The following is a 22142-nucleotide window of genomic DNA, read 5'->3' as shown; positions in this document are numbered from 1 at the left end:
TGCTCTGCAGGTTTTTTAATCAGAGGGCCAGAAAATGGTGGTAGGCCGACTGCATGTAAGATTGGGCGTTCTTCAGCAGCTGCTTTGTGTTTCTGGCATCCTGGGGATGGTCATTGTATAAAACCATCTTACCTACATTGTCAAATGTAACACATTGTTTGTTATCGATAAAACCCATTCCGTTGTCCCAGCTGAAAAAAGCGAAAGAGCGGGTGCCTGGATTGAGCAGATTTTTACTCCATTTGAACCCCCTGGAGCTGATACCCAGCTGATGGAGCAGGGTAGAGGGCACATCTATCTGGCTGCCTACACCGCTCATTATTTTTCCGCGGTACTCATCTTTGATCACATCACCAAAAAATAACAGTGGAATATGGTACCGCTGAGGAATGAAAACTTCGTTACGGCCCTTTGGCATGATGTGGCCATGGTCAGCCACAAAGATGAAAAGTGTATTGGCATACCAGGGCTGTTTCTTTGCCCGGGCAAGGAAATCGTTGAGGCAGGAATCCGTATAAAAGGCCGTACTTTTAAATTTATGGACATTGTCACTGTTCCCAAATTTATAGTTGCCGGGCACCTCAAAAGGTTCATGGTTTGTGAGCGTCATCTGTGTGGAGAAGAACGGCTGTCTAGCCTGGTTAAGGTGCCTCAGGTGGGCATTGAAAACAGTACCATCATAAGCACCCCACTTGGAGTTCATGTCCTTACTACTGAATTTAGATTTATCTACCAGCAGCTGGTAACCATGACTCAGCACAAAGGCTTTGTAATTATCGAATTCTGACTGCCCGCCATAGAAAAAAGAGGTTTGATAGCCATTTCTGAGCAGTTCCCTGGAAAGTGCAGATATCCGCTCCATTTTTTCGGGAAATTTAACAATGCTTTCTGCTGCCAGACTTGGATAACCCGCAAGCGTACCTACAATTCCTTTATCAGTTCTGTTGCCGGTAGAATAAATCCTGCTAAAAAGTACACCTTGCCTGGCCAGGCTGTCAAACTTAGGGGTGATCCCGTTTTCGTTGCCAAGTGTTTTGGTCAGGTCAGCAGTGAAGCTCTCCATAATGACCACTACAACATTTGGCCTTTTGGCTTTGAGAATTTGCAGCGTTGTATCTTTTTTCACGGCGTACAGCTCTTTAACCATCAGTTCAGCATCCTTCTCCGAAACATAGTTGTAGGGGTTGCGTTCGGTATGTCTTGATTTCAGCAAGTCAGCTATAAGATTCCACTCCGTGTTGACTGCCGCGTGGTTGAGCATTTGCTGATCGCTGTAGTAAGCCATGCTCTGGTTATTTGGCGAAACTCCCCATCCACCGCGTATCATTAAAAAGGTTAATCCGGCAAGCAGCACACAAAATGGTATTTTAACCCATAAAGAGATCCTTCTAAGCGTTAATTCCTGCGGGATGATCCATTTACTCAGGACAAATCCTGAGGCGATCAGAATGGCTAAAATGCCAAGACTGAAAAATATTGGTGATGACGCACTGGATGCAAGTGCTTCGTTGGGTGATGAAAAGGCAAAGCCAACAGCTTTGGCATTTATTTTAGAACCCCATTCGCGGTAGATATTCAGATTGATTACAGCAATGATGCTGAAAAGAATGATATAGGCTTTGTTCAGTTTTCTGAGCCAGTGCATTTCCTTCTTCCGTCCGGAAATGAGATAGGAAATAATAAAGTAGAGCAGAGGCAGGCTGATCATATATGCTGCCGCAGCAAGGTCCAGACGGATTCCATGCCAGGAAACGGCTACAATTTCCAGTACTGCAGCATGCGGTATGTCTTTCAGGAAATTGCATACGAAAATGATTCTGTCCAGCAGAAAGAACAGTAACCAGAATATAAAAAACCGGGCAAAAAAAATCAGGACTTTTAACATTATCGCAAACTTAGTTAAATGCACGATGTTAAAAATCCTGATTTTGTAAAATTATTTCAATTTTACTGACCGCCCATAGCTTTTAAAGCATCCATGGTTGTGATCTCATACGCTGGTGGAACTTCCAGTGAAATAGGCCCAACCTTTTCTTCTACAAGAGTTTTGATCAGGATATTGGCTTTTACACCATTCTGTACTCTGGTAAATTTTACCGGAGTAGCGCCAAGAGCTTTAAATTCCGAACCCGAAATGCCTTCAGGCAATTGGATGTCATTTGTTGCCCACACTTCATAAGCCGTACCGCTCTCGTCTTTGTAAGTGTATTTTTCAGTGTTGTAGTTTCCGATTTTCTGTTTTTCGCCTGTAGCTTTGAAGTCGCTCAATACAGGAGTTTTTCCCATCATCTGCTCATTGTCTTCTTTGGAAGTTTTTACTGCATATTGTTTCTGCGCAATAGGTACATCAACCAATACTAATCCTGTTTTTGCAACTGCATCATTGATTACAGTGATTTTTGCAGGTCCCTGCTCCATTTCAAGCTTAATCAGGCTTCCGTTGAACTTAAACTTTGTTTCTGGTGGCAGCTGTGAGGCCATAGATTTCTGGTCAGCACTAAGATCATAAGTGATACCATACGTAAGTGTACCTTCATTCACCTTTTTTTGTGCGTGTGCAATGGCAGCAGTGCTGATCAGTATTGCAGCTAGTACACTCGTTTTAATCGACTTTAACATATTGTTTTAATTTATAGTTTACCATTTAATATTTTCTTTGCTGATAAAGGCAGCAATACCTTTTTTGAAATCATCACTCTCCCGTACCCTGGCGTTGATCTGTACTGCTAAGTTAAGCGCAGTTTCCAATGCCGTATTGGTCGTTTGTCCGATTAACTGTTTAGTCACCATCAGGGAATTGGAAGAAGTCTCTTCACAAAGCTTTAACGCAAAGTCCTGAACTGTTTGACTCATGTTTTCCTTATTTGTTACATAAGTAATCAAATTATACGCCAATGCCTGCTCTGCGGAGAATAAATCTCCCGTCAGCAGGATCTTTTTAGCAATGGTTTCTCCGGTTTTGCGCATCAGAAAACAAGATACTATGGCCGGAACAAAACCCAGTTTGACTTCTGTATAGCCGAAATTGGCTTCGGGCACGGCAAATGTAATGTCGCATACTGTCGCGAGCCCGCATCCCCCGGCAATCGCATGTCCCTCAACCTGTGCAATAACCACTTTTGGCAGATAGTAGATGGTAGTGAAAAGTGTTTTCAGGTTTTCACTGTCCTTCACATTCTCCTCATGGGAGTTCTGCTGTAGTTGCTGTAAGTATTCCAGATCTGCTCCTGCACTGAACGCAGGGCCTTCAGCTTTGAGGACAATTACTTTTACATCATCATCATCTGAGGCTTCGAGCAGTGCTTCGGTCAGTGAGCTGACCAGTTCAGGGTTAAAGGCATTGCGTTTTTCAGGACGGTTCAGTGATATCGTAGCAATGCGGTTTGCTACCGAATATAAGACCAAAGGTGATGTCATGCGAATACTGATAGGTTTATATTTATTTTAGGTTAACCAAAGATGCTTTATTTTGTTTGAAAACCAGAGTTGAGTTTTCAAAATAAAGGGTGTCGCTTTCAAATTTGATTTTAAAATGCCGGAACCAGAGCTGATGATCCCTGATGTGAAACTCTTGTTTTTTCTTGTACTTCTCGGGGCGGTTGATGAAATCCCAGGGTATACAAGTTATACTGCTGATCTTTCGCTGATCGAGCGAGGGCTGAATATGAAATTTAAAGAGTTTATCTTTAGGTGAGAGATCAGTAAGCACAATTGCTTTGTCTGACCGTAGAAACGCGGTGGCATAATTCCTGCGCAATGCATATGTGATAGTCGTCATTTGCTGCCTGGCCACAGTTTTGTCCCTGAGTAACATACCCTGAAAAATAATGCACAGGAATAACCCGGCAATAAGCTGTTGCTTCTTTCTGTCACAAATCCCATTCATCATGAAAAGCATGGCGGCGCAAAGCACTGCCAGTTCTGTTTTTGTGATCCAGATTTGCTGAATGGCCGAGTAGGGGAGGCTGGCAATGCACTCTAATCCATGATTCATAAAATTAAGGAGCCATTCAAAGGCAGGAGCGAGAAAGTAACAGCGGAAAAGAAGGATGGCCAGGCCGCCATACATCAATACCGCAACAGGCACTGCGATAAACAGATTGCTTAGCAGAAAATACACCGGGAACTGGTGGAAGTAGTAAATGCTGAGCGGAAACGTGAACAAAGTTGCGGCAATCGATACGGAGGTAATGCTCCATGTCTGTTGCAGGAGCCACCACCGGAAAGAAATGAGTTTACAGATCTTCGGATGCAGATAAATCAATCCGCATACAGCAAGGTAAGAAAGCTGAAAGCCTGCGTCCCAAAGGAGGTTTGGGTTGCTAAAAAGCAGGCAAAAGGCAGAGAGGGCGAGGATATGAAAACCTCCGGTGTTTTTGTGAAGGGATTTTGTAAGGATCAGCATTGTAATCATAATGGCTGATCTCAGTACAGAAGCTGAACATCCGGTAACCAATGTATAGTACCAGATCAGCGCGAGGATGACAGTCATCTTTAGCCATTTCAAAACTTTTTTCCTGTTCATCCATCCTAGTGCAAACTCAAGAACCATGTATACCATTGCCACATGCATACCAGATACAGACAGTGCATGAATGGTTCCCGTCTTCGAATAGGCTGCTATAGTTTCTGCATCAAGGTCTGCCCGGTACCCCAAAATCAGGGTTGCTGCAACGGCAAATGCTTCATCAGAACTGATCAGTTTACGGTACCGCTCAACCTGCTGTTTTCTGAATGCAAGTACAAACCTGGTTACAGCTGATCCCCGATGTTCCTGAAGAGGGATCAGCTCGCCGGAGGAAAGCAAAACCTGGTGGTAAATCTGCTGATTGGCCAACCAGGATCTACTGTCAAACTCAGCAGGATTAGCGGGGGGCTGTACCCTGTGCCAGCGGGCAGGAATGAGATATACCCTGCCATAATTCACACCCGTAAAATGGAGGCTGTCCAGCCGCTGGCTGACCATCAGCAGACCTGAAGATTTCTTCATTTTCCTGCCAGTGCCGGCAGCAATAACCCTTGCTTTAAATCTCAAATACCCGGCTCTTTCAGTCGGTTCATCCGCAACATAAATTTTTAAATATGCTGCCTTACCTGCTGAAAAATGACTCTGATTCAGCGCGTCAGGCTGAGCTATTACGGAAAGTGCTCCGAGTAAAAAGAACAGCAGGTATAATAGAACAGCAAGTTTATGTTTGTGATGGTAAACTTTAATTGAACGGTATAAGTAATTGAATGTGAACAATAAAATTAAATCTGTAAATAGTAGAATACAAACTGGCAAATTTAATTTGGCAAAAACGGCATACCGCAGAACCCCTATTCCTGCACAAAATGGAACGAGTATCCGTACGAATACAGTCGGTTTCGGGTACATAACTTTACTAAAATTGGTAGCGTAACTGCAACTTGATTTCAGGCTTGCTGCTTCCTGTAATCTCATCAAGTCCGGAGCCTGTATGTTCTTCGCCGGGGTAGAAATAAAGAGCATATCTCAGCCATGCTTTCAGTCGCCCGGTAAGCCTGAAATTCATGTTCAGAAAACTGCGAAAGCCACGACCGTTATACAGGCCCGAACCTGCTCCGTACAGCACGTCATCTTCGTAGGCGTAGATCCTGTTTTCGTAACTGGCTGTACTGAAAAAGGCCAGCCTGATATTGGCAGAAAATCTGGAGGAAAGCGGGCTGTAATCTGCATCCTGAAAGATCATGCAGCCATATGTTGAAGCGGCATTTCCTTTCCTGAACTGAGTGATTTCAACCCGGTTTTCCATCTTCATTTTGCTGTTCAGCCGCCAGCTGGCCCCCAGTCTGCAGTTCTCTTTGTATAGCTTGGCAAGAGGATTAACGGGAAGAGAGGAACTTAGATTTTGCTCACTAACCTTAATGCTGATCCTGAAATTCAGCTTTAGATTTTTTCTGGGTAAATAGCTGATCTGTCCCATCAGATCAGCTCCGTCCGAAGCGCTGTCTATCCTGTACTTAGCCCATGGAAAATGAAACAGATCGGCATAAACGGAGATATCCCAGCGCGTACCGCGGTTCCAGTGTATGCCCCCGTACCAGCCCTGCTCATTTGCAGCATCCGATCCAGCGCCTAATCCCTGGCTATAAAATGTATGATAATCCTTTGCGTAATTCCTGTAAAGGATGACAGCGGAAAAAGAGCGGGAGATGCTCGTCATTGCACCCTGAAGAAGTGCGAAGCCACCCGGGACACTTTTTGCTGTTTCGCCGAATAAGTAGATATTTCTGAGGTTACAACTATACCAGAAGCCAAGGTTGCTGAGTTCTTTTCCCTCAAAGGCATATTGCCTGTATCTTGCGCTACCTTTTGTAAACTGATGTTCGTATGAACTGTGGTAGGCTAGGAGTCCTGCTTCAAGGCTGGTTTTTCTCAGCTCAAGTGCTGTGCCATAAGCCGTTTGCCGGAGACTGCCTTTGTTTCTGATTTCGGATGCTGTGCGGTGCAAACCACTGATGCCTATGGTTGTAAGGCTGTACTCAGCTTCAGAGCTTTTGCTCAGGCTGGCATCTAAATTCCTGAATGAAATAAATGAAGTAATATCAATATCTTTTGATACACTTACTGTGGATCCTGCACCCCTGAAAAAAGCAAATTCATCAGCCGAGGTGTAAGGTTTTAGTCCCGTATCCTTTTTTGCTACTCCAGCCACATCTGCCCCTTTACCAAATGATGATCCTGTCCAGAGGCTCAGGCCCTGTCCAAACTGCAGACTGTAATCTCCGATTACAATCTTTTTAAAGCGGCCATTTTTGTAGAGGCCCAGACTTGCCGAGAGGAAATCGAAACCAGCTTGAGAATGACTCCCCAGAAAGCTTTCTCCGGCATCCTTATCACCTGTTAGAGCAAACGATAGCTGGTCGCCAAGGTAATATTTATATTTCAGCCGGAATTTCTGCGGGCTGCCAAGGTACCTGCTTCCGGGAAGCTCGTCAAAGCCTTTTTGCCTTTTCAGTACCTGTCCGTACCTCAGGATCAATTCGTTATTCCCGTTATGCAGCAGGTTTCTGAGATTAAGCAAGCCTCTGTAACTCTGCCCGGGTCTAACTGTTACATAGGGCAGTATTCTCCTGATCGTTTCGGTATCGAAATCATCTATTCCCTGCAGCTCAAGAATATCCTTTAGCTTTCCATTGACACGGATATGTCTCAACAGATTGCTGATCTGTAACGCAGAGAGAAATACCAGTTCCTTCAGCTGATCAGGTTTTGCCTGATTCAGGTCGATAGGCTGGTCTTTGTAAAAAGACAGACGTTCGGTGAGAGCGGAGAGGTCTTCTTCCTCAGGCAGGCTTTCTGCAAGATGAGAAGTTATATTTTTGAGAACTGCATCTTCCTGTGCAATGGCGGTCTGCCTGCAACAGCAACAGCAGATGAGTGCTGTCAGCAGGCCGCATAGCGGTGGACTGAACAGCGGGAAATGGAGAATGGTATACTTTGACATGATGACAAAGTAATACCAATAAAGAAATTATGTTAATTTATTATTTAAATCTCTTCGTTTAACTTCAATAAGAAATCCTTCAGGCGTTCCAGCGAAGCAATGATCTTCTGGTTTTCCTTTACATCCCCGCTATTGTTCTTCAGGTGGTCCTTTGCACCTTTAAGGGTAAAACCCTTGTCATCTACCAGGTGAAAGATCATCTTCAGATTCTCAACGTCCTCAGGGGTAAACAGGCGGTTTCCCTTCTTGTTTTTCTTGGGCTGGAGGATGTCAAACTCTTTCTCATAAAAACGGATCTGAGAAGCATTTACGCCAAACATTTCCGTTACCTCACCCATCGTATAATACATTTTATTAATTTCCCGTTCCTTGTAAGGCATACTTTTATGTTGATAGTTAGTGTTTTACAGCATTTATATGAAGCATTCAAATGTAAAGGGATTTTAGTAGAATACCGCAATAAAATTTTAATTTTGTTGAATAATTTTCAAGCAAAGAATGACAGCAAAAGAAATCAGACAGGCCTACCTAAAATTTTTTGAATCGAAACAGCACCATATTGTTTCATCAGCGCCGATCGTGGTTAAAAACGATCCTACCCTGATGTTTACCAATGCGGGGATGAACCAGTTCAAAGACATATTTCTAGGGGAAGCTCCTGCCAAATATCCGAGGGTAACCGATACACAACGTTGTTTAAGGGTTTCAGGTAAACACAATGACCTGGAAGAAGTGGGGATTGATACGTATCACCATACCATGTTCGAAATGCTGGGCAACTGGAGTTTTGGAGATTATTTTAAAAAAGAAGCCATCGCCTGGAGCTGGGAACTGCTCACCGTAGTGTATGGCATTCCTAAGGATAAGTTATATGTTTCGATCTTCGAAGGAGATGAGAAAGAAGGGCTGCCCAGAGATACCGAAGCTTATGAACTGTGGAAGCAGTTTGTACCTGAAGACAGGATCATTTTGGGAAATAAAAAAGATAACTTCTGGGAGATGGGCGATATGGGGCCCTGTGGTCCCTGTTCAGAAATCCATGTAGATTGCCGTCCTGATGAGGAGCGTGCAGCAGTTTCCGGTAAGGAGCTTGTCAACGCAGACCATCCTCAGGTAATAGAGATCTGGAATAACGTTTTTATGCAGTTTAACAGATTGAAAGATGGTTCTTTACAACCTTTACCTGCACAGCACGTTGATACAGGAATGGGCTTTGAACGTTTGGTGCGTGTCCTGCAGAATAAGGCTTCCAATTACGACACTGATGTGTTTCAGCCACTGATCCAGTTCATCTCGCAAAAGGCCGGCATCGCCTATGGCACTGACGAAAAAACAGACATCGCTATGCGTGTGATGGCGGATCATATCCGTGCAATTTCATTTGTCATTGCCGATGGACAACTTCCTGCAAACAACAAAGCAGGATACGTGATCCGAAGGATCCTCAGAAGGGCGGTGCGCTATGCATATACCTTCCTGAACCTGAAAGATCCATTCCTGAACCAGTTGGTGCCTGTACTTGCAGAACAATTCAAAGGCGTTTTTGATGAACTGTCCCTGCAACAGGATTTTGTACAGAAAGTTGTGCTGGAAGAAGAAGTATCTTTCCTGAGGACACTGGCGACAGGAATCCAGCGTTTTGAAAGCTATACGAAGAAACAGGCAGAGTTCCTGATGTCAGAAAACGCAATTGACCCGGAAAAGCCATTTGAAGATGCATGGGTATACAGCATTCTGAAGGATCAGATGGTGATCTCGGGAGAGTTTGCATTTGAATTACAGGATACCTATGGTTTCCCGATAGATCTGACCGAACTGATGGCCAGGGAGAAGAAATGGAATGTAGATATGGATGAATACCACATCAGTCTTCAGAAACAAAAATCGAGATCAAGAGCTGCAACAGCGGTGGATACGGGGGACTGGATTACAGTACATCCGGATCCTGAAACCGAATTTGTTGGTTATGACGACCTGGAGATCGAAACAAAAATCCTGAAGTACAGACAGGTTACTGCCAAAGGAAAGGAGCAATACCAGATTGTATTGCAGAAAACACCTTTCTACGGTGAAAGCGGGGGGCAGGTAGGAGATACCGGGCGACTGGAAGACCACAGCAGGATGTTTTTTGTGGAGATCACAGATACCAAAAAAGAAAATGGGGTAATTGTTCACTATACCGATACATTACCGGAAGATATTGATGGCCAGTTCTGGGCTGTTGTAAACGAAGATAAGAGGGCTCAGACGAATAACAACCACTCGGCGACCCATTTACTGCACGCGGCATTAAAAAGCGTCCTGGGCGAGCATGTGAACCAGAAGGGATCACTGGTAAATCCGGAGTATCTGCGCTTCGACTTTTCTCATTTTGCCAAGATCACTGATGCTGAGCTGACATCCATTGAGCATATCGTCAATAAAAAGATCAGGGAGAACATTCCGCTGAAAGAGCAACGCCAGGTTCCTTATGCAGAGGCATTGTCAAGCGGTGTTACAGCTTTGTTCGGCGAGAAGTATGGCGAGGTGGTAAGGATAATCACTTTTGATGATAATTATTCAAAGGAACTTTGCGGTGGTACGCATGTACAGGCTACAGGTCAGATTGGCTATTTTAAAATCCTGTCTGAAAGTGCAGTAGCAGCCGGGGTAAGGCGTATTGAAGCAATCACTGCTGATGCAGCAGAAGCATTTATTGTGAATCAGAATCAGGAAATCAGTCAGTTAAGGGCGCTACTTAAAGGAAATAAAGATCTTGCCGGAGCTGTTACCGCCCTGATAGATGAGAACGCCAAGCTGAAAAAGGATGCTGAAAAAGCCGTTATCGAACGTTCAGGCAACCTTAAACATGAAATTGTTCATCATATGAAGACGGTAAGCGGTATCAATGTAATTGCAGTGCAGGTTGACCTGCCCAATGCTGATGCCATAAAGAATCTTGCTTTTTCGGTGAAGGATCTTGTTGATAATCTGTTTCTTGTGTTTACTACTTTAATTGATGATAAACCAGGTATTACAGTCATGTTATCAGAAAATCTTGTAGCTGAAAGGGGAATGAATGCTTCAAATATCGTTCGTGAACTGGCTAAAGATATCCAGGGCGGAGGAGGCGGACAGCCATTTTATGCAACAGCCGGTGGAAAGAATAAAGAAGGGTTGCCAAAAGTCCTCGAAAAGGTAATCAGCCTGGTGCCAGCAGGAGAATAAAAAATTATGTTCTGACAGGACGATCCTGTCAGAACATTCTTAATTACCAAATTTGTAACGCGCAAGCGGTACAGCCGAGAAGATCCCGCGGGGATCTACTTTTTCTCTAAACATCCATTTTCTGGATTCTTACAGCGTTCAATATAGCCAGTAAGGCTACACCGACATCAGCAATTACGGCCTCCCATAATGTCGCTACACCACCAGCACCCAGCGTAAGCACAATGATTTTTATGCCCATGGCCAGGGCTATATTTTGCCAAACGATATTGCGGGTTAGTTTGCCTATTTTGATGGCAGTAACGATTTTTGAAGGCTGATCATTCTGGATCACGATATCTGCAGTTTCAATTGTTGCGTCGCTGCCTAATCCACCCATGGCAATTCCTGCGTCTGCAAGTGCCACAACCGGTGCATCATTAATTCCGTCGCCCACAAAAGCAAGTTTCCTGCCTTCGTTTTTTAAGGCTTCTACTTGCTCAACTTTATTTTCAGGCAGCAAATCGCCGAATGCCTGATCTATGCCCAGTATTTTTGCAATCTTATTTACCACAGCCTGTTTATCGCCGCTAAGCATCACGGTTTTCAGGTTCAGGTTGTGCATTTGTCTGATCGCCTCCAGGGCATCTTCCTTCAGTTCATCAGCAATGGTGACATAACCGGCGTATTTTCCGTCCAGTGCAATAACCACAACTGTATCTTCTTCCTCAGCGGCAGCCTTGTCATATCCAATCTTAAACTGATCGAGTAATCTGGTATTTCCGGCGAGGATTTCTTTGCCATTCACTGTGCCTTTCAATCCCCTGCCTGCAACTTCCTCTACATTTTCGGTTACATAAGTGGATCTATTATCCGCCGTTGGCTGTAGCAAATCTTCATTTGGCAGTGATGCATAGTCTTTTTCATTTGCCGCCAGTTTATTCGAATATGCGGTAATAGCGAGCGCAATCGGATGGGTGGATTTACTTTCGATCGCTGCCGCCAGATTGATAAGTTCCTTTTTATCGCCATTGGCAGCTACCACTTTCTGTACATTGAAAACCCCTTTGGTCAGCGTACCGGTTTTATCCATCACAATGGTATTAATGGTGGTGACCACATCCAAAAAATTTGAGCCTTTAAAAAGGATTCCGTTCTTGGAGGCCAGGCCGATCCCGCCGAAATACCCGAGCGGAATAGAAACCACGAGGGCACATGGACAGCTGATCACCAGGAATACCAGACCGCGGTACAACCATTCGGTAAATACATAATGGTCTGTAATGAAATAAGGTAGTCCCACTACCAGTACGGCAAGCGCAAATACTGCAGGGGTGTAGATCTTTGCGAACCTGGAGATGAACAGTTGTGTTTTAGATTTTCTTGCCGTGGCATCCTGTACCATTTCCAGTATTTTACTCAGCTTGCTGTCTTTGAATAAGGCAAGGACTTTCACCTCGGTGACGGTGTTGAGGTTGATCATTCCCGCAAGTACAGTATCACCTTTTACTTTAGTATCCGGTTTGCTTTCGCCGGTCATTGCCGCAGTATTGAATGTGCCTTTGTCTGATAACAGTTCACCGTCCAGTGCCACTTTTTCACCCGCTTTGATCTGGATGATCTCTCCGGTTTTTACTTCAGAAGAATGGACAGTCTCCGAATTTCCATTCCTGAGTACGGTCACTTTATCGGGGCGGATATCCAGCAAAGCTTTGATGCTGCGTTTTGCATTGGAAACAGCGCTGTCCTGAAACCATTCGCCGATAGAGTAAAAAACCATTACCGCAACACCTTCGCTATAAGAACCGATCGCAAACGCACCTATGGTAGCTACACTCATCAGGAAAAACTCATTGAAAAAATCCAGGTGCATTGCTTTTTTGAAAGAGAGCCGCAGTACTTCCCATCCCGCCAGCAGATAGGCTGCACCAAAAATCAGAAGCTGAATGATTTTGGATGGCTGGTAATGGAAACCGAAATCAAGCACAAGCATCACAGCAAGGATGAGCAGAGCAGATAAGAGAGGGAGTTGTCCCCTCCAGCTTGCATCATGATCGCCCCCATGGTTATGGTCATCATCATCACCGTCTTCATGGCTTTCATGATTGTGGCCTTCATGTTCATGTCCTTCGTGACTATGATTTACTGCTTTTTTTATTGGTTTCGGTTCTGTCGAACAGCATTCGCATGCGTGTGGTCTACTCATTTCTCTACTTTAACAGCCCCAGGAACTGATGTGTTCCTGTCTGTATGTACTGTAAAAGTACTGAAAAGAGGCTTGCAATGGCATTGCAAACTTTAGGATCCGCCTGGATTTCAGGAGAAACACTTACGGCAGGTTCCTTTGACCGTCAGGTTTACTTCTTCAGATGCAAAACCTTCGGGCAGGATCACCTGTGGTATTTTAGATTTAGGCAGACAGGAGGTTTCACGGCAGGCATTACAAAAGAAATGTACATGCAGGTCATGGTGGTGGCCGGCTACGCAGTCTTCTGCGCAAAGTGCGTACTTAGGCACCCCGGAACCATCGTCAATACTGTGTGCAAGTCCCTTTTCCTCAAATTTCTTGAGTACACGGTAAAGCGTTACCCTGTCTGCAGGCTCAAGGCCTTTCTCTACGTCGCTTAAACTGATTGCTGAAGACTGTTTGAGCAGAAATTCAAGTACAAGAAGCCGCATCGCCGTTGGGCTGATGTCTTTTTGAACGAGAATCTGTTCTGCTTCTTTAATCATGATTTTATTTTCCTGCAGCAGCAGGATACAGTGTAAAAATAAAAAAAGTTGTAGAGTATATGGCCATTCTGACCATATACTTTACAACTCAGTGATAATTATATTGAAAAAGATTAACCTCTTTGTCCACCTCTTCCGCCACCGTGATTGCCACCACCATGATTGCCGCCGCCTCCGCCATGGTTGTTTCCACCACCGTGGTTATCGCCTCTGCCTGGTCCGCCGTGGTTATTGCCGCCACCGTGGTCATTTCCACCTCTTGGACCGCCATGATTGAAACCGCCTCGTGGTCCGCCACCGTGGTTGTTATATCCGCCTCTTGGGCCACCATGGTTGCTGTATCCGCCTCTCGGGCCAAAATAGTTATTTCTGTGGATCACAGTTGTTCTGCCGCCCCTGTATCCGCCTCCGCGGTAATTGGTTACGTATCTGGTCCGGTAATCATTGTGGCGCAACCATGGGTCACGTGAATTGATCACTATTTTCCTTCCGCCATAAAGATCATAACCTCTGTAGCGGGATGGCAAATACCTTCTGTGAACCCAGCTTCCGCCTTCTAAATATACGTATTGTCTGGTTGGAACATCATAGTAACTATCTACATCTGGCAGGTAGTAGTAGTCTACATGGTTATAGCCCCTCGGCCCCCAGTCGGGCTGTAAGCCGATGTTTACACTTAAACTCACCTGGGCTTTTGCAGGTACAGCTGCCAGAGATCCAATCCCGATTGCTGCAATTAAAAGTAGTTTTTTCATAATGGTTTCATTTGTGTGTGATAACATTTGTTCAAAGTCTGTGCCAATGATTATAATTTTTCTAACCGCCATTGGCATTAACTTATTTGGTTATATTTGTGAGACAGTAATTCCCGACATTAGTTTAATTTATTGCCCTTAAATGATTACGAAAACTGCAATTTCTGCCACAGAATTTGAATTGGTATCAGGCTTAGAGATTCACGTTCAGTTAAATACGGCTTCCAAAATATTTTCTTCAGACAGTGCTGCATTTGGTGCCAAACCGAATGAAAATATATCTACAGTCTCTCTTGCACTGCCAGGAGCACTGCCTAAACTCAATAAAGAAGTGGTGGCCAAAGCCATCAGAATGGGCCTTGCCCTCAATTGTACGATCAACCAGACCAACTTTTTTGACAGAAAAAATTACTTCTATGCTGATCTTCCGAAGGGATATCAGATCACGCAGGATAACCGCCCCATCTGCCAGAACGGATATATAGACCTTAGCCTCAGTGACGGTACTGAAAAAAGAATAGGCATCAACCGCATCCATCTTGAAGAAGATGCAGGTAAAAGCATGCATGATCAGAACGATCAATACTCTTATGTAGACCTGAACAGGGCCGGAGTACCTTTGATAGAGATTGTAACTGAGCCCGACATCCGGTCGGCTGAAGAAGCTTCGGCACTGCTTACCGAAATGCGAAAGCTGGTAAGGCACCTTGACGTAAGTGACGGAAATATGGAAGAAGGCAGTTTACGCTGCGACGCAAATATTTCCATTCGCGAACTGGGCACAACGGAGTTTGGAACACGCTGTGAAGTAAAAAACCTCAATTCAATCCGGAATGTGCGCAGGGCGATGGATTTTGAATTTAAACGCCAGCAGGAACTGGTTTCGGCAGGAGGGGTGATTGTTCAGAGTACTTTAACTTTTGATGCTGATCATGGTACTACTGCACCAATGCGAACTAAGGAGGAGGCCAACGATTACCGTTACTTCCCTGATCCTGATCTTCCTCCGGTACAGATCTCAGATGAATGGCTGGCACAGTTAAAAGCCGCGATGCCTGCCCTGCCCAAAGAAATTACAGCAAAACTGATCAGCAATTTCGGCATCGGCAACTCCGAAGCAGTGATTTTCGCCGAGGACGCAGAGCTGCTGGATTACCTGAATAAGGGTTTGGCGGAAGTGAGGAATCCCAAAAGCCTGATCAACTGGCTTACAGGGCCAGTTAGGGCAATGCTCAACGAACAGCAGCTCAGTATCAGTTCATTTGGGATTGATCCCCTGCAGTTTGCTGCAGTGATTAACCTTGTTGATGAAAAGAAGATTACACAGCAGATTGCCCTGCAGCAGCTCTTACCTGCTATGCAGCAGAAAGCCGGAACAGATGCCCTGGCACTGGCTGCAGAAATGAATATCCTGATCGTTGAAAACAATGACGAGCTGGCGGGCTTTGCTGATCAGGTGCTGGAAAAATTCAAGCCCCAGGTGCAGGCCTATAAAAACGGTAAAAAAGGAGTTCTTGGTCTGTTTGTTGGTGAAATAATGAAACTCGCAAAAGGTAAAGCAGATCCGCAGAAGATCAATGCGCTGCTCGAAGAAAAATTAAAATGAAAAGGCTCATTTAATGAGGACAAAATGAAAACATACACTATAGCTATACAAATGAAAAGAATCTTCTTCTTCCTTGCTTTATGCATCACTTTTGCAGCCTGCAAAGACAAGAGTAAATTTGAGATCGGGGGCAAGTTTGAGCATGCCACACCCAAAGCCAAAGTTTATTTGTATTCGATTGTGAAAAACGTAGAGACAGCGACAGACTCTACAGTGCTGTCAGATAAGGGAGAATTCAAATTTGCGGGTGACGCACCGGACGTAGATTTTTTCAAAGTTAAAATTGACCACAGCGAATATGTACTGATCGCGAAGAATGGCGATGTGATTAAACTGGAGGCCGATCTTTCCAGTCCTACGCTTGATTATAAACTATCAGGTGCTGATGAAGCAGATAAACTGGAAGAACTGAACAAAAACAGAAACGAATACGTAGCCAAACTTACAGCGCTCGAAACACAATTTCAGGAGAACGTGGCTAAAAATCCGGAAAGCAGACAGGCCATCATCGCGCAGATGAGCCCTGAGCTGATTAAAGTAAAACAGGAGATGGTGGATTACATCCTGAAGTTCGCGATGGACAATACTTCTTCACTGGCAAGTTTCTATGCCATCAATTCTTTAAATCCCAGTGATTATGAGCAGGAAATGCTGGCTTATGCCGAAAAGATCAAAAGCAACTTCAATAAAAATGATGCAGTAACGGATTTCCTTGTAAGGATGGCCAAACTGAGATCAGTACAGGTAGGGCAGCCGGCACCGCAATTCACCATGCCTACCATTGATGGGAAAACAATCAGCCTGAGCAGCTTAAAAGGTAAATACGTGATGCTTGATTTCTGGGCCTCATGGTGCCAGCCATGCAGACAGGAAAACCCTAACGTAGTAAAAGCATACAATAAATATAAAAGCAGGAACTTTACCATCGTAGGTATTTCCCTGGATAAGGATGCTGAAGCCTGGAAACAGGCCGTGATACAGGACGGATTAACCTGGACACATGGCAGTGAACTGAACGATTTTGCAAGTGCTACTGTGAGGGCATATCAGGTAGATCAGATCCCTGCATCTTTCATTCTTGATCCGGAAGGCAAGATCATCGCTAAGAACCTTCATGGAGAAGAACTGGACTCCTTTTTAAATAAGACTTTACGTTAACCCTAAATCCATGTTAAACTAAGGGATGCTATTAACAATTTGTTAACTTGCATTTAACCTCTTAGTATAATTGATTACTTAATTTCGTAACAAATATTTAAAGCCATGAGCACCGTAAAACAAAAGATCCTGATAGTAGATGATGAACCTGATATTTTAGAGTTAATTGAATACAACCTTAAGAAAGAAGGATACCAGGTATACCTTGCAAGCAATGGACAAGACGGTATAACGGTAGCGAAGAAGGTTCATCCTGATTTGATCATTCTGGATATCATGATGCCAAAGATGGATGGGATAGAGGCCTGCCGTATTATGCGCGCTATTCCTGAGTTTAAAAATACCTTTATGGTATTTCTTACTGCAAGGAGCGAAGAATATTCTGAGATCGCGGGTTTTAATGTTGGAGCGGATGATTATATCGCCAAACCTATTAAACCACGTGCGCTGGTAAGCAGGATCAATGCCATTCTGCGACGTAATGTAAGTAACGACGAAGTATCTGATAATAAAGTGGAGATTGGTGACCTGGTAATTGACAGGGAAGCCTACCTTGTTTACCAGAACGGACAAAAGGTTGTTCTGGCCAAAAAAGAATTTGAACTGCTGTACCTGCTGGCCTCTAAACCAGGTAAAGTATACACAAGGGAGTCTATACTGAAGAACATATGGGAAGATTCTGTAGTGGTTACCAACAGGACTATCGATGTGCATATTCGTAAACTGAGGGAGAAATTAGGTGAAACTTATGTGGCAACAGTGAAGGGTGTAGGGTATAAGTTCGAACTTTCTTAGTACTTTTGTGCTTTAGAAAAACCACACCATTGAAATATCCTGTATTTAAAGATCTTATTCTATTCGAAGACGATAACCATATCGTTGTAAACAAGCCGCCATTTGTTGCCTCATTAGACGAACGTGGCGGCTCGGGCGAAGTAAATATTCTTCGTCTCGCTAAACAATATTCAGAAGATGCCCAGGTTTGTCACCGTCTGGACAAAGAAACCTCCGGTGCAATCATCATTGCAAAAAATCCCGAAGCCTACCGTTCTGTTTCCATGCAGTTCGAAAAACGCAAAGTCAAAAAGACTTACCATGCTGTGGTAGACGGTCAGTACACTTTCAATGAACTTTTTATTGACCTTCCCATTCTCAATGACGGTAACAGGAGCGTAACGATCGACCGGAAGGAAGGTAAGCGTGCCGAGACCATTTTCAACTCTATCAAATTTTATAAACACTATACCCTGGTTGAATGCAGGCCGATTACCGGAAGGATGCACCAGATCAGGATTCACCTTGCTACGCAGCGCGCTGCAATCTGCGGCGATACCTTATACAAAGGAAAGCCTGTCTTTCTATCCAGTATCAAAAAGGGGTACAGGATTGCCAAAGATGACGAGGAACAGCCGATCATGAAACGCTTTGCCCTGCATGCAAAACATGTCATCTTTAAAGGCCTTGACGATAAAGATATAGAGGTGGAAGCCCCTTATCCTAAGGATTACGCCACACTGATCAAATTATTAGATAAGTTCGATAGCTAATTCCGCTGCCGGATAGATTTGATTTAATAAGTTTTATCATTTAAATAAAGAATAATGTATGTAAGACTGGTAACCTATCTTGACACACTAAACCAATACCGCCGCACTAAAATCTCCAACAGGAATTTTCTTGTTATTGCAGCTTTGATTGTTGGAATACTGGCGGGACTCGCAGCCGCGATATTGAAATCACTTACGCACCGCATTGAAGATTTCCTTCAGGACGGCTTTCACTGGGAATATAAGTACTATCTTTTTCTTGTTTTTCCTTTTATAGGGATTTTGCTGTCGGTGATGTATGTGAGAAGGTTTATCAGGAAAGGTAAGTTTGAGACGGGCTTAACACCTTTACTATATACCATCTCAAGAAAGTCAAGCCGCGTTGAGCCCCATAACATTTATTCCCAGATTATCACTGCTGCGCTGACTGTAGGGTTCGGTGGCTCTACTGGTCTTGAAGCCCCGATTGTTCAAAGCGGAGCGGGGATAGGCTCTGTACTTGGCCGTTTCTTAGGTTTATCGTACAGGGAAACTACGATGCTGCTTGCCTGCGGTGCAGCGGCAGGTATCGCCGGAGCATTTAACAGTCCCATTGCCGGGATTGTATTTGCGATTGAGATCCTTTTACCTGAATTTTCTATTCCTGCCTTTATCCCGCTCTTGCTGGCTTCGGCAACAGCAGCGGTGGTAGCCAGGTTTTTTTATAATGAGCAGTTGTTCTTCCTGGTAACAGAAGGCTGGCAGTTTAATGCCCTGATATGGTATGTGGTGCTTGCTGCGTTAATTGGGGTTTTCTCTATCTATTTTAATAAGATATACTACTTTATCAAACATGTTTTCCATGATATCAAAGGCCCTTATCAAAGGGTAATTGCCGGTGGTATTGTACTTGGTGCAATGGTGTTTTTATTCCCAACGCTATATGGTGAAGGCTATATCACTATCAAGAACCTTCTGGGGGGTAACTACAGCACAGTGATCACGAACAGTATTTTTGCTTCTTACAGCAACCTGCCATGGGCCATTATCCTGTTCACAACGATAACCCTGTTTGCCAAATCTGCTGCTACGCTGATTACCCTTGGCGCCGGTGGTAACGGAGGGATATTTGCACCAAGCCTGATCATGGGCGGACTCATTGGCTTTGTACTCGCATTTACGATCAACACACTGGGTATTGCCCAGGTAAACGTTGCTAACTTTATCGTTGCAGGAATGGCGGCATCACTGAGTGCGATAATGCATGCCCCGCTTACCGGAATTTTCCTTATTGCTGAAATCACAGGCGGATATGTCCTGATGGTACCACTGATGATTACTTCTGCAGTGGCTTACCTGATCAGCAGGGGCAAAAACAAATATTCTATCTACACCAAACCTTTGGCAGAAAGAGGTGAGCTCATGTCTTATGAAGATAAGGATGCCACAGTACTGCACATGATGAAATTGAAGTACCTGGTAGAAAACGATTACCTGGTACTCAATCAAAATGAAATGATCGCTGAGCGGTTGCATGATATTCTGAATTCCAAACGGAACCTCTTCCCGGTAATTGGCGAGGACAAAACTTTTAAAGGGCTGATCTATGTAGAGGATGTCCTGAAAAAGGCAATCAATGTTCCTGCTGCTGCAGATTTATCTGTGCATGACCTGATGCAGTCTGCCCCTGATGTTTTATACATCAATGATTCACTGAAAAATGTACTCACGAAAATGGAGAAGGAAAATGCCTGGCTGCTGCCTGTATTGAATGACCAGGAGGAGTATCTGGGGATTGTTTCCAAGACAAAAATATTTAACAAGTACCGTGCACTGCTGAGCAGGCAGGCAGATTATATGGAGTAAAACAGTTGGTGGCATATTACAAGCCATCATGCAACTGATAATCTTATAAAAAAAAAGGTACTATTGAATCAATGCCTTCAGACGCTCTTCCGTCTGGCAGCATTGGTTCAATAGTACCTTTTTTCACGAAGCAAGGAGATGCTTCCCAATTCGCGTAAAACTTTATTCAGTAACTCTTTTCAGGCCAAACTTTTCGATCTTGCTGTAGAGATGACTGCGCTGAATATCGATATCATCAGCAGTTTTGGAAACGTTCCAGTTATTTTTTTCCAGTTTAAACTTGATAAATTCCCTTTCAGCATGGTCTTTATAATCCTGGAAGTTATTGAATTTATCATAGTTGGTAGAACTTACGGCAGCACCATTTGAACTGCTGGAAGATCCTGCAGCACCAATGTTTGTACCACCACCAGGATTGGCAAATGCAGCTACATCATGTTCGGTGATGATCTTATCACTAAGGATAATCAGGCGCTCAATCATGTTATGCAGCTCACGTACGTTCCCTGTCCATGGTAAGCCTTTTAATGCTTCCATACCAGCGTCGCTGATCTTCTTAACCGGCATACCGTAATCCTTGCAGATGTCTTCAAGAAAGCTCAGTGCAATTTCAGGAATATCTTCTGTACGTTCGGTAAGGTGAGGTACATGGATGTTGATAACGTTCAGACGGTGATACAAGTCCATTCTGAAATTGCCGTCTTCGATCTCTTTCATCAGGTCTTTGTTCGTTGCGGCGAGCACACGTACATTCACTTCCAGTTCTTTCTCACCACCCACGCGTGTAATCTTGTGTTCCTGTAAAGCGCGCAGCACTTTCGCCTGTGCAGAAAGGCTCATGTCACCAATCTCATCCAGGAATAACGTTCCGCCGTTGGCCAGTTCAAACTTCCCTATACGTTGTTTCACTGCAGAAGTAAATGATCCCTTCTCATGACCAAACAATTCACTTTCGATCAGTTCAGAGGGTATCGCGGCACAGTTTACCTCGATCAGCGGACTTTCAGAACGCTGTGATTTTTCGTGCAGCCAGCGGGCTACCAGTTCTTTACCGCTACCGTTTGCACCTGTGATCAATACACGGGCTTCAGTAGGGGCAACACGCTCGATCGTTTCCTTGATCTTATTGATATTTTCAGAGCTGCCAAGGATATCCCTTGTTTTGCTTACTTTCCTTTTTAAAACTTTGGTTTCGGTAACCAGGTTACCTCTGTCCAGTGCATTTCTTACTGTAATCAGCAACCGGTTCAGATCCGGTGGTTTTGAAATGAAGTCGAACGCTCCTTTTTTACTGGCTTCAATTGCAGTTTCAACGGTACCATGACCAGAGATCATGATGAACGGAAGATCAGGGCTATGCGCAAGTGCCTGTTCAAGCACTTCCATACCATCCATCTTGTTCATTTTGATGTCGCACAATACCAGGTCAAACTTCTTTTTCCTGATCAGATCTAACCCATCAACTCCATTATCAATATCCTCAACGTCATAGTTCTCATACTCTAAGATTTCACGTAATGTGCTTCTTATCGCACGTTCATCATCAATAATTAATAATTTTGCCATAGGTTGTAACTCTCTTCTCTTTTGTTGGATACTAATATATTTACTAATTATCAATTAATACTGATAAAATAAAAAAATGCAAGCCTGTAAGCCGGGTTCTGTACCCTGATTGCTCGGGGCTTCTATCATTAATCTACTATAAACGTTGCCATTTATCTCTAACGACCTACCCACTGACATCGGACGAGCAGCCCTACATGCGTCAGCCTATTTGGTCTTTCAACTCCCGGGGTTTACCAGCTCCTCCGGTCGCCCGGAGAATTCGTGAGCTCTTACC

16 protein-coding genes and 1 other RNA gene are annotated in these 22142 nt (G+C 44.1%); 6 read left to right on the top strand and 11 right to left on the bottom strand.

The genetic code is table 11. From position 1 onward, the window contains the following. Positions 1–19 precede the first annotated feature (19 nt). From ABWY16_RS09770 to ABWY16_RS09745, 6 genes are all read right to left on the bottom strand, one after another. Positions 20–1885: an LTA synthase family protein gene (locus tag ABWY16_RS09770; protein ID WP_353904462.1), complete on the bottom strand. Its 1866-nt coding sequence runs from the start codon at positions 1883–1885 to the stop codon at positions 20–22. Positions 1886–1947: 62 nt separating this feature from the next. Further along, on the bottom strand, positions 1948–2619 hold the full coding sequence (locus ABWY16_RS09765) for a hypothetical protein (protein WP_353904461.1): 672 nt from the start codon (positions 2617–2619) through the stop codon (positions 1948–1950). An 18-nt stretch (positions 2620–2637) separates the two neighbouring features. Next, positions 2638–3417: an enoyl-CoA hydratase/isomerase family protein gene (locus tag ABWY16_RS09760; RefSeq protein WP_353904460.1), complete on the bottom strand. Its 780-nt coding sequence runs from the start codon at positions 3415–3417 to the stop codon at positions 2638–2640. A gap of 22 nt (positions 3418–3439) precedes the next feature. After that, positions 3440–5377 (bottom strand): ComEC/Rec2 family competence protein, encoded by a 1938-nt coding sequence (locus ABWY16_RS09755; RefSeq protein WP_353904459.1) that lies wholly within the window; start codon positions 5375–5377, stop codon positions 3440–3442. A 7-nt stretch (positions 5378–5384) separates the two neighbouring features. Next, the gene (locus ABWY16_RS09750) at positions 5385–7469 is read right to left on the bottom strand and encodes a ComEA family DNA-binding protein (RefSeq protein ID WP_353904458.1); all 2085 of its coding nucleotides are present in this window, start codon (positions 7467–7469) and stop codon (positions 5385–5387) included. A gap of 44 nt (positions 7470–7513) precedes the next feature. Then, positions 7514–7849: a MerR family transcriptional regulator gene (locus ABWY16_RS09745; RefSeq protein WP_142527052.1), complete on the bottom strand. Its 336-nt coding sequence runs from the start codon at positions 7847–7849 to the stop codon at positions 7514–7516. A 118-nt stretch (positions 7850–7967) separates the two neighbouring features. On the opposite strand from ABWY16_RS09745, the gene alaS reads away from it, so the two are divergent. Next, the gene (gene alaS, locus ABWY16_RS09740) at positions 7968–10676 is read left to right on the top strand and encodes an alanine--tRNA ligase (protein WP_353904457.1); all 2709 of its coding nucleotides are present in this window, start codon (positions 7968–7970) and stop codon (positions 10674–10676) included. A gap of 106 nt (positions 10677–10782) precedes the next feature. Here the strand turns inward: alaS and ABWY16_RS09735 are convergent, their stop codons facing one another. From ABWY16_RS09735 to ABWY16_RS09725, 3 genes are all read right to left on the bottom strand, one after another. Continuing rightward, complete coding sequence (locus ABWY16_RS09735) at positions 10783–12861, bottom strand: heavy metal translocating P-type ATPase (protein WP_353904456.1); 2079 nt, start codon at positions 12859–12861, stop codon at positions 10783–10785. A 110-nt stretch (positions 12862–12971) separates the two neighbouring features. Continuing rightward, entirely contained in the window at positions 12972–13388 is a 417-nt protein-coding gene (locus tag ABWY16_RS09730; protein ID WP_353904455.1) for a Fur family transcriptional regulator, read from the bottom strand. Positions 13389–13501: 113 nt separating this feature from the next. Then, entirely contained in the window at positions 13502–14143 is a 642-nt protein-coding gene (locus ABWY16_RS09725; protein WP_353904454.1) for a hypothetical protein, read from the bottom strand. A gap of 142 nt (positions 14144–14285) precedes the next feature. Between ABWY16_RS09725 and gatB the strand changes: the two genes are divergently transcribed. The 5 genes from gatB to ABWY16_RS09700 all read left to right on the top strand — a co-directional run bounded on the left by gatB (position 14286) and on the right by ABWY16_RS09700 (position 20299). Further along, positions 14286–15749, top strand: a complete 1464-nt coding sequence (gene gatB / locus ABWY16_RS09720) for an Asp-tRNA(Asn)/Glu-tRNA(Gln) amidotransferase subunit GatB (protein ID WP_353904453.1) — start codon at positions 14286–14288, stop codon at positions 15747–15749. 51 nt (positions 15750–15800) lie between these two features. Continuing rightward, positions 15801–16907, top strand: a complete 1107-nt coding sequence (locus ABWY16_RS09715) for a redoxin domain-containing protein (RefSeq protein ID WP_353904452.1) — start codon at positions 15801–15803, stop codon at positions 16905–16907. A gap of 105 nt (positions 16908–17012) precedes the next feature. After that, a complete protein-coding gene (locus ABWY16_RS09710) occupies positions 17013–17702 on the top strand; it encodes a response regulator transcription factor (protein WP_353904451.1) in 690 nt (229 codons plus the stop codon). A gap of 29 nt (positions 17703–17731) precedes the next feature. After that, complete coding sequence (locus ABWY16_RS09705; protein ID WP_353904450.1) at positions 17732–18454, top strand: RluA family pseudouridine synthase; 723 nt, start codon at positions 17732–17734, stop codon at positions 18452–18454. Positions 18455–18508: 54 nt separating this feature from the next. Next, positions 18509–20299, top strand: coding sequence for a chloride channel protein (locus ABWY16_RS09700; protein ID WP_353904449.1), 1791 nt, complete (start codon positions 18509–18511; stop codon positions 20297–20299). 162 nt (positions 20300–20461) lie between these two features. Here ABWY16_RS09700 and ABWY16_RS09695 read toward each other — a convergent pair whose 3' ends face one another. Together ABWY16_RS09695 and rnpB are read right to left on the bottom strand one after the other, a co-directional pair. After that, complete coding sequence (locus tag ABWY16_RS09695; RefSeq protein WP_353904448.1) at positions 20462–21865, bottom strand: sigma-54-dependent transcriptional regulator; 1404 nt, start codon at positions 21863–21865, stop codon at positions 20462–20464. Between the two features lie 71 nt (positions 21866–21936). Continuing rightward, positions 21937–22142: RNase P RNA component class A (rnpB, locus tag ABWY16_RS09690), an RNA gene on the bottom strand; the annotation flags it as partial.

The organism is Pedobacter sp., assembly GCF_040513095.1.
Classification (GTDB): domain Bacteria; phylum Bacteroidota; class Bacteroidia; order Sphingobacteriales; family Sphingobacteriaceae; genus Pedobacter.
This window is presented reverse-complemented; position numbering and strand designations above follow the sequence as displayed.